Origin of the sequence: Streptomyces sp. Z423-1 (genome assembly GCF_013009255.1) — a bacterium.
Lineage (GTDB): Bacteria > Actinomycetota > Actinomycetes > Streptomycetales > Streptomycetaceae > Streptomyces > Streptomyces gossypiisoli.
Window position 1 is genome coordinate 5556310 of sequence record NZ_CP053109.1, and the last position, 15464, is coordinate 5571773.

Annotated in this window: 12 protein-coding genes; 11 read left to right on the top strand and 1 reads right to left on the bottom strand. The window is 71.5% G+C overall.

Translation table 11 applies throughout. The annotated features are described in order from the left end of the window. Nucleotides 1-71 precede the first annotated feature (71 nt). Nucleotides 72-1817 (bottom strand): phospholipid carrier-dependent glycosyltransferase, encoded by a 1746-nt coding sequence (locus tag HJD23_RS24945; RefSeq protein WP_171108228.1) that lies wholly within the window; start codon nt 1815-1817, stop codon nt 72-74. A 62-nt stretch (nt 1818-1879) separates the two neighbouring features. Here HJD23_RS24945 and rsmI point away from each other — a divergent pair, with 62 nt between their 5' ends. The 11 genes from rsmI to HJD23_RS25000 all read left to right on the top strand — a co-directional run bounded on the left by rsmI (nt 1880) and on the right by HJD23_RS25000 (nt 15219). Beyond that, the gene (rsmI, locus tag HJD23_RS24950; RefSeq protein WP_171108230.1) at nt 1880-2719 is read left to right on the top strand and encodes a 16S rRNA (cytidine(1402)-2'-O)-methyltransferase; all 840 of its coding nucleotides are present in this window, start codon (nt 1880-1882) and stop codon (nt 2717-2719) included. A gap of 163 nt (nt 2720-2882) precedes the next feature. Further along, nucleotides 2883-3266, top strand: a complete 384-nt coding sequence (locus HJD23_RS24955; RefSeq protein ID WP_171108232.1) for a hypothetical protein — start codon at nt 2883-2885, stop codon at nt 3264-3266. 34 nt (nt 3267-3300) lie between these two features. Beyond that, nucleotides 3301-4176, top strand: coding sequence for a TatD family hydrolase (locus tag HJD23_RS24960; RefSeq protein ID WP_171108234.1), 876 nt, complete (start codon nt 3301-3303; stop codon nt 4174-4176). A 119-nt stretch (nt 4177-4295) separates the two neighbouring features. Further along, nucleotides 4296-5708 carry a resuscitation-promoting factor gene (locus HJD23_RS24965; protein WP_240980810.1) on the top strand — a complete coding sequence of 471 codons (1413 nt, stop codon included), beginning with the start codon at nt 4296-4298 and terminating at the stop codon, nt 5706-5708. A 21-nt stretch (nt 5709-5729) separates the two neighbouring features. Further along, nucleotides 5730-6629, top strand: a complete 900-nt coding sequence (gene rsmA / locus HJD23_RS24970; protein WP_171108236.1) for a 16S rRNA (adenine(1518)-N(6)/adenine(1519)-N(6))-dimethyltransferase RsmA — start codon at nt 5730-5732, stop codon at nt 6627-6629. Then, on the top strand, nt 6626-7528 hold the full coding sequence (locus HJD23_RS24975; RefSeq protein WP_171108238.1) for a 4-(cytidine 5'-diphospho)-2-C-methyl-D-erythritol kinase: 903 nt from the start codon (nt 6626-6628) through the stop codon (nt 7526-7528). The genes rsmA and HJD23_RS24975 overlap by 4 nt, the downstream gene beginning before the upstream one ends. Nucleotides 7529-7618: 90 nt before the next feature. Further along, the gene (locus tag HJD23_RS24980; RefSeq protein WP_232107546.1) at nt 7619-8713 is read left to right on the top strand and encodes an N-acetylmuramoyl-L-alanine amidase; all 1095 of its coding nucleotides are present in this window, start codon (nt 7619-7621) and stop codon (nt 8711-8713) included. A 72-nt stretch (nt 8714-8785) separates the two neighbouring features. After that, on the top strand, nt 8786-10588 hold the full coding sequence (locus HJD23_RS24985) for an ABC-F family ATP-binding cassette domain-containing protein (RefSeq protein ID WP_171108240.1): 1803 nt from the start codon (nt 8786-8788) through the stop codon (nt 10586-10588). Between the two features lie 227 nt (nt 10589-10815). After that, a complete protein-coding gene (locus tag HJD23_RS24990; protein WP_171108244.1) occupies nt 10816-12531 on the top strand; it encodes a PQQ-binding-like beta-propeller repeat protein in 1716 nt (571 codons plus the stop codon). Nucleotides 12532-12580: 49 nt separating this feature from the next. After that, nucleotides 12581-14350 carry a PQQ-binding-like beta-propeller repeat protein gene (locus HJD23_RS24995; RefSeq protein WP_171108246.1) on the top strand — a complete coding sequence of 590 codons (1770 nt, stop codon included), beginning with the start codon at nt 12581-12583 and terminating at the stop codon, nt 14348-14350. A gap of 182 nt (nt 14351-14532) precedes the next feature. Further along, nucleotides 14533-15219 carry a LuxR C-terminal-related transcriptional regulator gene (locus tag HJD23_RS25000; RefSeq protein WP_171134077.1) on the top strand — a complete coding sequence of 229 codons (687 nt, stop codon included), beginning with the start codon at nt 14533-14535 and terminating at the stop codon, nt 15217-15219. Nucleotides 15220-15464 lie beyond the last annotated feature (245 nt).

Consider the following 15464-nt stretch of genomic DNA (forward strand, 5'->3'; position numbering starts at 1 on the left):
CCCTCCCCGGTCACAGATCTCCGCACTCTAAGCGTGCGCTGTGGCGAACGGGGCGGGTGTTTCCCATATTGTTAGACCCATGTGTCCAGCCACATTCGTGAACGCCAGTCGTCTATGGGGATCGCCTGCCCGGTGTAGATCGGCCAGAAGTAGATGAAGTTCCAGGCGATCAGCAGGACGAGTACGCCCGCGCCCGTGGCGCCCGCGACGCGGCGCGTGTCGGTGGAGCCGGGCGGGCCGACCAGGGCGCCGATCAGCATCGCGATCGCCAGGCAGAGGAACGGGACGAAGATCACGGCGTAGAAGAAGAAGATCGTCCGTTCCTGGTAGAGGAACCAGGGCAGATAGCCGGCCACGATGCCGCAGGCGATGGCGCCCGCCCGCCAGTCGCGGCGGAAGAACCAGCGCCACAGCACGTACAGCAGCGCGAAGCAGGCCACCCACCACAGCAGCGGCGTGCCCAGCGCCAGCACCTCGCGCGCGCACTTCTCGCCCGCGTCCACCGGGCAGCCGTCCGTGCCGGGGGCGGGGGACTCGTAGAAGTACGACACCGGGCGGCCGAGGACGAGCCAGCTCCACGGGTTGGACTGGTACGTGTGCGGCGAGGACAGGCCGACGTGGAACTCGTACACCTGGGTCTCGTAGTGCCACAGGCTGCGCCACCACTCCGGGAACAGCCACGCCCAGCTGCTGTCCTTGCCGTCGGTCGCCGCCCAGTTGCGGTAGTAGCCGCCCGTGCCGTCGGTGGCGGAGAGGATCCAGCCGGTCCAGGACGCGATGTAGGTGACGATCGCGACCGGCACCGTCGACAGGAACGCCCAGCCCAGGTCGCGCTGGAGCACCGCCTTGTACGGGTGCCGGGCGCCCGCCACCTTGCGGGCCCCGACGTCCCACAGCACCGCCATCACACAGAACGCGGCCAGGATGTACAGGCCGTTCCACTTGGTGCCGATGGCCAGGCCCAGCATCAGGCCCGCCGCGATCCGCCACGGCCGCAGGCCGATGCGGGTGTGCTCGGCCGTGTGCGCGTGCGGGCGGACCCGGCCGTCGGCGTCCACGGGCAGCGCGGCGGCCAGTTTCGCGCGCGCCCGGTCCCGGTCGACGAGCAGACAGCCGAACGCCGCCAGCACGAAGAACATCAGCACGCCGTCCAGCAGCGCGGTGCGGCTCATCACGAAGTGCAGCCCGTCCACCGCCATCAGCGCGCCCGCGAGGCAGCCGAGGAACGTGGAGCGGAACAGGCGGCGGCCGATCCGGCAGAGCAGCAGGACGGACAGCGTGCCCAGCAGGGCGGTCATGAAGCGCCAGCCGAACGGGTTGAACCCGAACATCAGCTCGCCCAGCCCGATGACGTACTTGCCGACCGGCGGATGCACGACGTACGCCGCGTCCGTCGGGATGGGCACGTTGCCGTTCTGGGACAGGATGAGATCGTTGACGTTCTTGTCCCAGTTGACCTCGAACCCGCGGTGGACGAGCGCCCACGCGTCCTTGGCGTAGTACGTCTCGTCGAATATCACCGCCTTCGGGCTGCCCAGGTTCCAAAAGCGCAGCAACCCCGCGAACAGCGTCACCAGCAGCGGCCCGCCCCAGCCCGACCAGCGGGTGATCCGCTCGGCCGACGGATACCGGATGCCGAGCGCCGCCCACAGCCGCGGGCTCGGCTCGGCGTACGGCGGCACGAGCCGGTCCCGGACGTCGCTGCGGGGCCCGGCCGGGGTGTATCCGAAACGGCGCAGCCGCTGCTGCCACGAGGGCCGCTGCTCGTGGGGGGCCTGGTCCTGCCGGGTGTCCGTGGAGGACGCGGTACTGGTCACCGCGCCATCGTAGGGAACCCTTCTGTGGGAGTCCCGTGGACCGCCCCTGCGAGGATGGAAACGTGACAGGAACCCTTGTGTTGGCAGGCACCCCCATCGGCGACATCGCGGACGCGCCGCCGAGGCTCTCCCAGGAGCTGGCGCGGGCGGACGTCGTCGCCGCCGAGGACACGCGGCGGCTGCGGCGGCTGACCCAGGCGCTGGGGGTGACGCCCAAGGGGCGGGTCGTGTCGTACTTCGAGGGGAACGAGGCGGCGCGCACGCCGGAGCTGGTCGAGGAACTGGTGGGGGGTGCGCGTGTGCTGCTCGTCACGGATGCCGGGATGCCGTCGGTGTCGGACCCCGGGTACCGGCTGGTGGCGGCGGCCGTGGAGCGGGACGTCCGGGTCACCGCGGTGCCGGGGCCCTCCGCTGTGCTGACCGCGCTCGCGCTGTCCGGGCTGCCGGTGGACCGGTTCTGCTTCGAGGGGTTTCTGCCGCGGAAGGCGGGGGAGCGGCTGTCGCGGCTGCGGGAGGTGGCCGAGGAGCGGCGGACGCTGGTCTATTTCGAGGCTCCGCATCGGCTGGACGACACCCTTGCCGCGATGGCCGAGGTGTTCGGTGCGGAGCGTCGGGCGGCTGTGTGTCGTGAGCTGACCAAGACGTACGAGGAGATACGGCGGGGGACGCTGGGGGAGTTGGCGGTGTGGGCTGCCGAGGGGGTGCGGGGGGAGATCACCGTCGTTGTCGAGGGCGCGGGGGCGCCTCCGGCGGTTGGGCCGGAGGAGCTTGTGCGGCGGGTGCGGGTTCGGGAGGAGGCGGGGGAGCGGCGCAAGGAGGCGATCGCGGCGGTGGCTGCGGAGGCGGGGGTGCCGAAGCGGGTTGTTTTTGATGCTGTGGTTGCCGCGAAACGTGCGTTGTGATGTGCGGCCTTGTGCCAACCGCCGGTAAAGGGTGACGGGGCGTTTGGCAAGGTAGCGCCAAGTCCCGTCCAATACTGGACAGATCGCGTGCTTTCAGTCTCGGTCGGCAGTCCACTGGATGACGGAACGCAAACCGTTCCTCCAGCGGACCACAGGAGCTGGTATGAGCGAGATCACAGGACACACCGGCCTTCGCAACGGGGCGACCGCCGTCGTCAACGAGTCGTACTCCTTCGCCTGCATGCGCTGCGGGCACGGGTGGGAGCAGTCGTACGAGATAGAGCACCACGTCGACGGTGCGGGGCATGAGTTCGTCCTGTACGTGGCGGACGGGCGGGTCGTGCCGTCGCCTTTGAGTCAGCCGACGTGCGCCAGGTGCGGCGGTCACGTCGTGCGGATCATGCGGCCGGGACGGGTCTCGTCGGCGCGCAACGCGGCGCGGCGGCATGAGCAGCGCCCGCCCGCGGAGGTGCCGACGGTCCCCCGGCAGCGGCACCACTGGCAGCTGTCCGATCTGCTGCACCCCTTCCAGCGCCGGGCGAGCTGAACGGTGCGGTGTGCCCCTTTCGTAGGATCGGGGCATGCCCACCTCCGACAAGAACGCCGCCCCGCCCCTCCCGCCGCCCCTGACGGTGCCCGTCGCCGACTCGCACACGCACCTCGACATGCAGTCCGGCACGGTGGAGGAGGGCCTCGCGAAGGCCGCGTCGGTCGGTGTCACCACGGTCGTCCAGGTCGGCTGCGATGTGCACGGCTCCCGGTGGGCGGCCGAGACGGCGGCGGCGTACGAGAACGTGCACGCGGCCGTCGCGCTGCACCCCAACGAGGCGCCGCGCATCGTCCACGGCGACCCCGACGGCTGGTCCCGGCAGGGGGCGCGCGAGCCCGGCGGGGACGCGGGACTGGACGAGGCGCTCGCCGAGATCGAGCGGCTGGCCGCGCTGCCCCACGTGAAGGCGGTCGGCGAGACGGGGCTGGACTACTTCCGTACCGGGACCGAGGGCAAGGCGGCGCAGGAGCGGTCGTTCCGCGCGCACATCGAGATCGCCAAGCGGCACGGCAAGGCGCTGGTCATCCACGACCGCGACGCCCACGCGGACGTGCTGCGCGTCCTCAAGGAGGAGGGCGCGCCGGAGCGGACGGTGTTCCACTGCTACTCCGGGGACGCCGAGATGGCCGAGGTGTGCGCCCGCGCCGGGTACTACATGTCCTTCGCGGGCAACGTCACCTTCAAGAACGCGCAGAACCTGCGCGACGCGCTGGCGGTGGCCCCGCTGGAGCTGGTCCTGGTGGAGACCGACGCGCCTTTCCTGACGCCCGCGCCCTACCGCGGACGGCCCAACGCGCCGTATCTCATTCCGGTCACGGTGCGCGCGATGGCCGCCGTACGCGGTATCGACGAGGACGCCCTGGCCACCGCCATCGGCTCGAACACGGCGCGCGCCTTCGGCTACTGACCTCCCACGCGCTCACGCCCTGCAGTCGCGTCGCTTTGGAGAGTGACGACCGCTCCGCTAGGTTCTGGGGGCCCGATCCGGACCCCTCTGGACCCCTCCGGCCCCTGGAGCGTGTCGGCGTGAGCAACTCGCAGTTCGAGACATACGGGACCAATCAGCCTTACGAGCCCTTCGAGGCATATGAGTCGTCACCGGTGTATGGCGGATTCGACATGCACGGTGTGCCGACGCTTCCCGACGGTGCCACGTACGCCACCCACGCCACCCACACCACCCACGCCGCGTACGGCACCTACGGCGACACCTACCGGCCCGCCTACGAGACGGCCGAGCCCGCGCTGCCCCGGCAGGGCGCGCCGGAGGCACCCGCGGCCGTCGTGCGCCCCCGAGTGGACCGGCGTGCCGCACGCCGGCGCAGGGGCCGTTACGCCGAGCGCCCGGACGTCTCGGTGCGCCGGTTGCTGCCGCGGGCGCTGGTCGTCGCGTTCCTCGCCGGTGGCACCTCCGCCTTCGTCGCCGAGGACAAGGCCGTCGAGCTGAACGTCGACGGCGAACCCCGCCGCCTGCACACCTTCGCCGACGACGTCGGTGAGCTGCTGGCCGAGGAGGGCGTCGAGGTCGGGGCGCGCGATGTGGTGGAGCCCGCGCCGGGCACCGAGCTGGGCAGCGGCGACGAGATCGCCGTGCACTACGGCCGTCCCGTGCGGCTCACCCTCGACGGTCAGCGGCGTGAGGTGTGGACGACGGCGCGGACGGTGGAGGGGGCGCTCAGGCAGCTCGGGGTGCGTGCGGAGGGCGCGTATCTGTCCATCTCGCGCTCCCAGCGCATCGGACGTGCCGGTCTCGCCCTCGACGTGCGCACCGAGCGGTCGGTCACGGTGATGGCCGACGGCCGTGCCCGCGTCATCCGCACCAACGCCGCCACCGTCGGCGAGGTCGTCCGGGAGGCCGGGATCGTCCTGCGCGGCCAGGACACCACCTCCGTCCCGCCGGACAGCTTCCCGCGCGACGGGCAGACGGTCACCGTGCTGCGGATCACCGGCGGCAAGGAGATCCGGGAGGAGCAGATCCCGTTCGAGGTGCGGCGGATCCAGGACGCGACGGTGCTCAAGGGCACCGAGGTGGTCGAGCGGGCGGGGCAGCCGGGGCTGCGCCGGGTCACGTACTCGGTGCGGACCGTCAACGGGGTCCGGGAGAAGCCGCGCCGGCTCGGGAGCGAGGTGGTGCGTGAGCCGACCGCGCAGATCGTGAAGGTCGGCACCAAGCCGTTGCCGGCCTCCGTGCGGGGCGCCGACGGCCTCGACTGGCAGGGCCTCGCCGCCTGCGAGTCCGGCGGCCGCGCCGACGCCGTCGACCCGTCGGGGACGTACGGTGGCCTCTACCAGTTCGACGCCCACACCTGGCGCAGCCTCGGCGGCACCGGCCGCCCCCAGGACGCCTCGGCGGCAGAACAGACGTACCGCGCGAAGAAGCTGTACACCCGGCGCGGGGCGAGCCCCTGGCCGCACTGCGGGGCGCGGTTGCACCGGTGAGCCGCAGATAGGCTTGTCGCCGTGAGCAGCCCCTCCCCCGACGCCCTCCTGAGCCCCGCCGATGTCCGTGAGCTGGCGGAAGCCCTCGGTGTACGGCCCACCAAGCAGCGCGGTCAGAACTTCGTCATCGACGCGAACACGGTCCGCCGTATCGTCCGCACCGCTCAGGTCCGGCCCGACGACGTGGTCGTGGAGGTCGGACCGGGGCTCGGTTCGCTCACGCTGGCGCTGCTGGAGGTGGCCGACCGGGTCACCGCCGTGGAGATCGACGACGTACTGGCCGCCGCGCTGCCCGCCACGATCGCGGCGCGCATGCCGGCGCGCGCCGACCGGTTCGCGCTGGTGCACTCCGACGCCATGCACGTCACCGAGCTGCCCGGCCCGGCGCCGACCGCGCTGGTGGCGAACCTGCCGTACAACGTGGCCGTCCCGGTCCTGCTGCACATGCTCGACACCTTCCCGAGCATCGAGCGCACCCTCGTGATGGTGCAGTCGGAGGTCGCCGACCGGCTGGCGGCGCCGCCCGGTTCGAAGGTGTACGGCGTGCCGTCGGTGAAGGCCAACTGGTTCGCCGAGGTCAAACGGGCCGGTGCCATCGGCCGCAACGTCTTCTGGCCCGCGCCCAACGTCGACAGCGGCCTCGTCTCGCTCACCCGCCGCACCGAGCCGATCAAGACCACCGCCTCGCAGCGTGAGGTCTTCGCCGTCATCGACGCGGCGTTCGCCCAGCGCCGCAAGACCCTGCGGGCCGCGCTCGCCGGGTGGGCCGGGTCGGCGGCCGCCGCCGAGGCGGCGCTGGTGGCGGCGGGCGTCTCGCCGCAGGCGCGCGGAGAGTCGCTGACAGTCGAAGAGTTCGCCCGGATCGCGGAGGCTGCATCATCGCGGGGGGCGACCCCCGCACCCCCGAAGGAGAGCCAGTGAGCGTGACGGTACGCGTCCCCGCCAAGGTCAACGTCCAGCTCGCCGTCGGCGCCGCCCGCCCCGACGGCTACCACGACCTGGCCAACGTCTTCCTGGCGGTCGGGCTCTACGACGAGGTCACGGTCACCGAGGCCGACGAGCTGCGGGTCACCTGCGAAGGGCCCGACGCGGACCAGGTCCCGCTGGACCGGACGAACCTGGCGGCGCGCGCCGCCGAAGCGCTCGCCGCGCGGTACGGACGTACCCCGGACGTCCATGTCCACATCGCCAAGGACATCCCTGTCGCCGGCGGCATGGCGGGCGGCAGCGCGGACGGCGCGGGTGCGCTGCTCGCCTGTGACGCGCTGTGGGGCACGGGCGCCTCGCGTGCCGAACTCCTCGACATCTGCGCCGAGTTGGGCAGTGACGTGCCGTTCAGCCTGATCGGCGGGGCCGCGCTCGGCACCGGGCGGGGCGAGCGACTGACGGTGCTCGACGTCGGCGGGACCTTCCACTGGGTGTTCGCGATGGCGGACCGGGGGCTGTCCACCCCGGCGGTCTTCCGGGAGTTCGACCGGCTCGGCGAGGGCACGGACATCCCCGAGCCGGTCGCCTCCCGGGACCTCCTCGACGCCCTCGCCAAGGGCGACCCGGACGCGCTCGCCGCCGCCGTCTCCAACGACCTCCAGCCCGCCGCCCTCTCCCTCTTCCCGGCCCTCGCCGACACCCTCGCGGCGGGCCGCGCCGCCGGCGCCCTCACCGCGCTGGTCTCCGGCTCCGGCCCGACCACCGCCTTCCTCGCCCGCGACCCGGAGTCCGCGGCGAAGGTGGCGGAGGTACTGCGCGCGTCGGGGACATGCCGGACGGTACGGACGGCCTCCGGCCCGGCGCCGGGCGCGACGGTGACTGCACGGCGTTAGCGGGCGGCACATCCTCCTTACTCGATCTCCACGAGAAATTTGGGGAGTTGTGGTGCTGGTGGGGCATGCGGGGTCGCTAGATTTTCTTGAATGTTTGAAGACTCCCCTCCTCCCGTCTCCCACCGCAAGAAGAAGCCCCTCTCCCGGCGCGGCGTGCTCGGCGCCGCCGGAGCCGTGGCCGCCGGTGCCGCGCTGACCCCGATGGTCTTCGCGGCCACCGACTCCGACACCCCCACCACCGGCGCGGAGCCGGGGACGACCCCCGAGACCTTCCCGGCCACCCGCACCGCCGCCGCCACCGGCACCGACTCCCTGACCTTCGCCGCCTCGTACGTGGCCGTCCGCTGGACCGGCGCCCCGGACGGCGCCGGGATCCGTTTCCCGGACGGCACCTGGCAGCCGCTGACCGCGGGCTGCGCCACCGTCGAGGACGGCGGTACGGCACTCGTCGCGGCCGGTGCGGCCACCTCGTACGAGGTGAAGGCCCCGGCCGGGGCGCAGCGCGTGCGCTCCCTGGCCATCGACTGCGCCGACGGGCCGGGCCGCACCTTCAGGGTGCCGTCGCAGCCCACCCGCATGCGGGGCGTGCGCTACCTCTCCCGCCCGGCCTGGGGCGCCGACGAGTCCAAGCGCTACAAGGACGGCAAGGTCAACTCGCCCGAGCAGTACTTCCCGTTGCAGACGATCACCGTCCACCACACCGCCACGCCCAACGCCGACCCCGACCCGGCGGCCACCGTGCGGAGCATCTACGAGTTCCACGCGATCACCAACGACTGGGGCGACATCGGCTACCACTTCCTGATCGACGAGGCCGGCGTCATCTACGAGGGCCGCTACTCCGGCGACGACGGCATCCCCGCCTTCGACCCCGACGGCAACCTCGTCACCGCCTTCCACGCCGTCGGCTTCAACTCCGGCAACCTCGGCATAGCCCTCCTCGGCACCCTCGACGACCAGGGCCCCACGCACGCCGCCAAGCGGTCCCTGACCCGGCTGATCAAGGCGATCGCCCGCTTCAAGGGCCTCGACCCGCAGGCGAACACCACCTTCGTCAACCCGGTCAACGGCGTGACCAAGGACGTCCCGGTGATCAGCGGCCACCGCGACTGGCTCCAGACGGAGTGCCCGGGTCAGACGATGTACGACCTCCTCGCCGAGGTCCGCACGACCGCAGCCCGCTGACCTGCACGGATCGGTCACCTCCCGGCGACCGTTAGGCTGGGAGGCTGACCGATCCCCGCGAGCAGGAGCGAAATGGCCGTCAACCTGGTCAATGTCGAGAACGTCAGCAAGGTGTACGGCACCCGCACCCTTCTCGACGGCATCTCCCTCGGCGTCTCCGAAGGGGATCGCATCGGTGTCGTCGGCCGCAACGGCGACGGCAAGACGACCCTGATCCGGATGCTCGCCAAGCAGGAGGAGGCGGACTCCGGCCGGGTCACCCACTCCGGCGGCCTGCGCCTGGGCGTCCTCACCCAGCACGACTCCCTCGACCCCGAGGCCACCGTCCGCCACGAGGTCATCCGCGACCTGGCCGACCACGAGTGGGCGGGCAACGCCAAGATCCGCGACGTACTGACGGGTCTCTTCGGCGGCCTCGACCTCCCCGGCTTCCCGCAGGGCCTCGACACCGTCATCGGCCCGCTCTCCGGCGGCGAACGGCGCCGGATCGCGCTCGCCAAGCTGCTCATCGACGAACAGGACCTGATCGTCCTCGACGAGCCCACCAACCACCTCGACGTCGAGGGCATCGCCTGGCTCGCCCAGCACCTGCGCGAGCGCCGCTCCGCGCTGGTCTGCGTCACCCACGACCGCTGGTTCCTCGACCAGGTCTGCACCCGCATGTGGGACGTGCAGCGCGGAGTGGTCCACGAGTACGAGGGCGGCTACTCCGACTACGTCTTCGCCCGCGCCGAGCGCGAGCGGATCGCCGCGACCGAGGAGGTCAAGCGGCAGAACCTGGTCCGCAAGGAGCTGGCCTGGCTGCGCCGCGGCGCCCCCGCCCGTACGTCGAAGCCGCGGTTCCGCGTGGAGGCCGCCAACGAGCTGATCAAGGATGTACCGCCGCCCCGGGACAGCTCCGAGCTGATGAAGTTCGCGTCCTCGCGGCTCGGCAAGACCGTCTTCGACCTGGAGGACATCACCGTCCAGGCCGGTCCCAAGGTGCTGCTGAAGCATGTGACATGGCAGCTCGGCCCCGGCGACCGCATCGGGCTCGTCGGCGTCAACGGCGCCGGCAAGACCTCGCTGCTGCGTGCCATGGCCGACGCGGCGCGGACGCAGGGCGAGGCACAGCCGGCGGGCGGGCGGATCGCCGTCGGCAAGACGGTCAAGCTCGCGTATCTGTCGCAGGAGGTCGCCGAACTGGACCCGAACTGGCGGGTCCTGGAGGCCGTGCAGCAGGTCCGGGAGCGCGTCGACCTCGGCAAGGGGCGCGAGATGACCGCGGGCCAGCTGTGCGAGACGTTCGGCTTCAGCAAGGAGAAGCAGTGGACGCCGGTGGGCGACCTGTCGGGTGGTGAGCGGCGCCGGCTCCAGCTGCTCCGGCTGCTGATGGACGAGCCGAACGTCCTCTTCCTCGACGAGCCGACCAACGACCTCGACATCGAGACGCTGACCCAGCTGGAGGACGTGCTCGACGGCTGGCCCGGCTCGATGATCGTGATCTCCCACGACCGGTTCTTCGTCGAGCGCACCACCGACCGGGTGTTCGCCCTGCTCGGCGACGGCACGCTGCGGATGCTGCCGCGCGGGATCGACGAGTACCTGGAGCGGCGCCGGAAGATGGAGGAAGCGGCGGCGGCCGCCGTCTCCGCCGCGGTGAGGTCGGCGCCCGAGAAGAGCGCCGCCGACCAGCGCGCGGCCAAGAAGGAACTTCAGAAGATCGAGCGGCAGCTGGACAAGATCACCGAAAAGGAGACCAAGCTGCACGCCCAAATCGCCGACAACGCCACGGACTTCGCGAAGGTGGCCGAACTGGACGCCGAATTGCGGCAGTTGGCGGGGGAGCGGGAAGAGCTGGAGATGCGGTGGCTGGAGCTCGCCGAGGACGCGTGAAGGCGGCGTGCTGTGCTTTCTGGGGGGACACCCCCCCAGACCCCCCACGCGTAACAAGGGCATCACGGCCCGGTGCTCCCTTGGGAACAGGGGCCTATCGGGCTCGGGTTGTTGTCGGTCCCGGGTGATAGAAATGGGCGGTCTGAGAACCGTCTGAGAATCACTGGTGTGGCGGAAACGCAGCGCCACGGGCGCGGCGCCACATCAGTCACAAGGGGGAACCGCTGATGACCCAGCCGCCCAACCAGCCGCCGGGTGGCGGCTTCGGCGCGCCGCAGGACCCGAGTCAGGGCACACCCCCTCCTCCGGCACAGCCCCCGCAGGGCCCGCCGCAGCCGGGTTACGGCTATCCGCAGCAGCCCGGCCCGTACGCGCAGCCCCAGCAGCCGGGGCCGTACAACACCCCGGGGCCGTACGGTCAGCCGCAGCCTCCGGGACCGTACGGTCAGCAGCCCGGTTACGGCTACCCGCAGCCCCAGTACCCCGGCGTCCCGGGCACGCCCCCCGGCTCCGGCTCGCGCAACCCGTTCCGGGGCAAGCCCGCGCTGGCCGTCGGTGCCGCGGTGGCGGCGCTGCTTGTCATCGGCGGCACCGTCTACGCCGTGACCAGCGGCGGCGACGACGACAAGAAGCCGGTCGCCGAGCAGAGCGACGACGCCAGGCCCTCCGCCTCCGACACCCCGGTCAACCCCGGTGACGGCAGCGGCGGCGGCGCCGACCCGGACGACCTCAACGAGGGCCGCAAGGCGGGCGAGGCGCGGGTGCTCTGGTACAAGGAGGCGCCCGACGCGCCCGGTTCCGGCGCCAAGGCCCCCGGCATGTGGATCACCGACAAGACGGCGGTGAAGGCGGCGTACAAGGAACTCGTGGCCTACAACGTCGGTGACGGCAAGCCCACTTGGGACCCGATCGTCTTCCCGCAGGAGATCTGCGCGGTCACCGCGCAGAAGACGGCCGACGACAAGATCGTCGTGGCGTACATGAACGGCTCCAGCGACCGCGCCGACTGCAACCAGCTCCAGCTGGTCGACCTGAACACCGGTGAGAAGGGCTGGAGCGGCGAGGTCGAGGACGGCGCGCTGTTCGACAGCACGCTCTCCATCGAGCTGACCCTGGCCGGCAACACGCTGATGGTGGGCCGCTCGCAGTCCGGCACGGCGTACGACGTCACCACCGGCAAGAAGCTGTTCGACAAGAAGAAGTACGAGGGCGCCTGCTTCCCGAGCGCGTTCGCGGGCGGCAGCCGGCTGATCTCCGTCGCCTCCTGCGGCGCCGCCACGGACAACGAGCACAACGAGATCCAGGAGCTGGACCCGAGGACCGGCAAGGTCAAGTGGACCAGGGCCTTCGGCGCGGGCTGGCGCATCATGCGCACCTACTCCGTCGACCCGCTGGTGGTCTACAGCGTCAACGAGGACAAGAAGACCTGGAACATCTCCACGCTGGACGCCAAGGGCGAAATCCGCTCCCAGGTGAAGATCGACGAGGACTTCGCCCCCGAGTGCGGCTTTTCCGTCCTCCAGCGCGACCTGAGCGGCTGCCAGGGCGTCGCCGCCGACGCCAACACGCTCTACCTGCCCACGGAGGCCACCAGCGGCGCCAACGAGGTCGTCGCGATCAACCTCGCCGACGGCAAGGAGAAGTGGCGGGTGAAGTCCCCCGCGGACGAGTCGATGCTGCCGCTGCGGGTCGAGGGCGACAAGCTCATCGCGTACGTCGAGGCGTCGTACGACGCGGGCGGCCAGATCGTGTCCGTGCCGACGACCGGCGGCAGTCACCAGCCGACGAAGCTGCTGCAGAACCCCACGGGCGCGGCGGAGGTCGAGGACGGCTTCTTCTCGCGGGACATCGCCTGGGTGGACGGCCGCTTCTACATCTCCACCACCCGGCTGTCCGGCGAGGACGAGGCCAAGGAGAAGCTGATGCTCGCCTACGGCAAGTGACGCGCCCCGCCGACTCGTTCCGTTCCCTTCTCCCCGAGGTACCCACGTCATGACCCAGCCGCCGCCTCCGCCGCCCAACCAGCCCCCGCAGGGGGGTGGGTTCGGCTCACCCCAGCCCCAGCACCAGCCCCAGCCACAGCCCCAGGACCAGCCGTCGCAGCAGCCGCCCGTGTTCGGGGCACCGCAGCAGCCGCCGGGGGCCGGTTACGGATATCCGCAGCCGCCGCAGCCGCCGCAGCCGCCTCAGGGGCAGCCGCAGCCGGGGCACGGATATCCGCAGCCGCCGCAGCCGAATCCCTACGGGCAGCCCGGCTACGGCTATCCGCAGGCGACCGTGCCGCTGCACCCGCAGCCCGGGCAGCCGGGGCAGGTGGCCGGTGGGCGGAAGTTCAACGCGCAGGTGGCCATCATCGTGGCCGCCGTCGTGGCGATCGCGCTGATCATCGGTGGGGGTGTCTTGTACTCGAAGTCGTCCGGTGCGGGCGGCAAGGACGACACCGCGAGTTCCAGTGGGGGCACCGGCGACGGCAAGGACGGTGCCGAGGGCTCCTCCAAGGGCAGCGAGAAGGTGCCGGCCGACCCGAACTCCAAGGTGCTGTTCCAGATTCCGCAGCCCAAGGTCGACAAGGACGACTCCGTGGTCGTCGCCGGCTCCTGGCTCACCGACACGGTGTACGCCAAGACCGGTGTCGCCGAGATCGTCGGCTACGACCGGGACAAGGGCACCGAGCTGTGGACGATTCCGCTGCCCGGGCCGGTGTGCCAGGCCGCGCGGCACATGACCGCGGACGGCAAGACCGCCGTTGTCTTCCAGCCCAGGATGCCCGCCAAGAACCGCTCCGAGGGGTGCAGCCAGGTCGCGGCGATCGACCTGAACGCGGGCAACAAGCTGTGGACCGAGACCGCCGCGTCCGGTGACCGGCCGATCAACTTCGACAACGTCACCGTGAGCGCGAGCACGGTCGCCGTGGGCAGTACGAGCGGCGGTGCGGCGTTCGACATCAACAGCGGCGAGGCGCTGTGGACGCCGAAGGCCGCGGACACCTGCTACGACGCCGGGTACGGCGGCGGCGCGAAGCTGGTCGCGGTGCGCAAGTGCGGGCGGTTCGACGCGCGTGAGCTGCACATCCAGACCATCGACCCGAAGTCCGGGAAGGTGATCTCGGAGTACAAGATGGCCAAGGGCATCGAGTACGCCAGTGTCGTGTCGACCGAACCGCTGGTGGTGGCGGCCGACGTGGGTGAGTCGGCCGGGGACGGCAGTGGCATCTCGGACTTCTTCTCCCTCGACAACAAGACGGGGAAGCTGCGGGCGCGGATTTCGGCGCCGGGTGACTCCTACGCCGCCGAGTGCGACGGGATCTCGCGGGTCGAGGAATGCTCGGGGCTGGCGGTCGGCAATGACCGGCTGTATGTGCCGACGGAGGAGCAGGAGGCCTCCGGGGGTTCGGGCAGGACGAATTCGGTCGTGGTGTTCGATCTGGCGACCGGGAAGCTGACCGGGCAGCGGGCGGACGCGGGGAACGGGTACACGATCACGCCGTTGCGGATGGACGGCGGGAACGTGATCGCGTACAAGAGCGGGCCGTACAACAAGGGCGGGCAGGTCGTCAGCATCGACGGCGGCAGCTTCGAGCAGGTGAAGCTGATGGAGAACCCGGGGACCGAGTCGGTGCGGGACGTGGAGTCGGGGAAGGAGCCGGGGTACGGCGAAGTCCTGTACTCGCAGGGGCGGTTGTACATGTCCGAGGTGTATGCCAGCGGGTCGCGTTCGGGTGGGGACGAGTACCTCGCGATCGCGTTCGGGGTGAGTGGTTGAGGGGGAATTTCGGCGATCTGGGGCACTTCTCACGAGTAGGGGCAGCGCGACGTCGAACAGCCGTGTAGCTTCCGGGGGCATGGCGGACGTCGGTGTTTGTGCTGGGTCTGTCCGTAGGGCCTCTGGGCATCCATAGTGGGCGTCCACTGGGGGGGACTGGTGGGGGACTGGGGGGTTGCTCGATGGGAGTGCGGCTCATGGTGGTCGACGACCACCGATTGCTCGCCGAGGCGTTGGCCTCGGCGCTGAAGCTGCGGGGGCACCGGGTGCTGGCCGCGGCGGCGCCGGCCGCGGGGGCGGCGGAGCTGGTGATCGCGCGGGCGCCGGAGGTGTGTCTGTGGGGGACGGCCACGCCGGCCGAGGCCGGGGCGTTCGATCCGGTGGGGCGGATCAAGCGGGAGCGGGGGCAGGTGGCGGTGCTGGTGCTGGGGCCGGTGCCGAGTCCGCGGGGGATCGCGGCGGCGTTCGCTGCGGGGGCGTCCGGGTATGTGCGGCACGACGAGCGGATCGAGGGCGTCGAGCGGGCGATCATGAAGGCGCGGGCGGGGGAGGCGGCGGTGGCGCCGCAGTTGTTGCAGGGGGCGTTCGGGGAGCTGCTGAATCCTGCGGCGCAGCCGGATGACGAGGGGCAGCGGTTGTTGCAGATGCTGACGCCTCGGGAGGTGGAGGTGCTGGTGCGGGTGGCGGACGGGGAGGACACGCGGCTGATCGCGGCGGGGATGGGGATCGCGCCGTCCACTGCTCGGACGCATGTGCAGCGGGTGCTGATGAAATTGGGGGTGGGGTCGCGGTTGGAGGCGGCGGCGTTGGCTGCGCGGACTGGGTTGCTGGATCGGGCCGGGCCGTTGCCGGGGCGTGCGGAGGGCTGAGTGCCTGCGGCGGCCTGCGCGGGTGGTGTGCGTGGTTGCGGTAGCGCCTACGGTGCGGGTTGCGATCGGGGCCGCGCCGGGGGGTGTCCGTCCTCGGAACGGCGCGACTCGGTCTCTACCAACTCACCCGTGTTGACGCGCCAACCGCTGCGGGCGGACACCCCCCGGCGCGGCCCCTTCCGTGCGTACGCGCCTGCGGCCATCGCCGTGGTGGCGGTCGCTGTGCCGCGGGGCGCGGTGACCGG

What these genes read in the sequence shown, in the direction of transcription:
- HJD23_RS24955 (WP_171108232.1), top strand. Translation starts at nt 2,883, where the DNA reads ATGAGCGAGATCACAGGACACACCGGCCTTCGCAACGGGGCGACCGCC.
- HJD23_RS24960 (WP_171108234.1), top strand. Translation starts at nt 3,301, where the DNA reads ATGCCCACCTCCGACAAGAACGCCGCCCCGCCCCTCCCGCCGCCCCTG.
- HJD23_RS24980 (WP_232107546.1), top strand. Translation starts at nt 7,619, where the DNA reads ATGTTTGAAGACTCCCCTCCTCCCGTCTCCCACCGCAAGAAGAAGCCC.
- HJD23_RS24985 (WP_171108240.1), top strand. Translation starts at nt 8,786, where the DNA reads ATGGCCGTCAACCTGGTCAATGTCGAGAACGTCAGCAAGGTGTACGGC.
- HJD23_RS24990 (WP_171108244.1), top strand. Translation starts at nt 10,816, where the DNA reads ATGACCCAGCCGCCCAACCAGCCGCCGGGTGGCGGCTTCGGCGCGCCG.
- HJD23_RS24995 (WP_171108246.1), top strand. Translation starts at nt 12,581, where the DNA reads ATGACCCAGCCGCCGCCTCCGCCGCCCAACCAGCCCCCGCAGGGGGGT.
- HJD23_RS25000 (WP_171134077.1), top strand. Translation starts at nt 14,533, where the DNA reads ATGGGAGTGCGGCTCATGGTGGTCGACGACCACCGATTGCTCGCCGAG.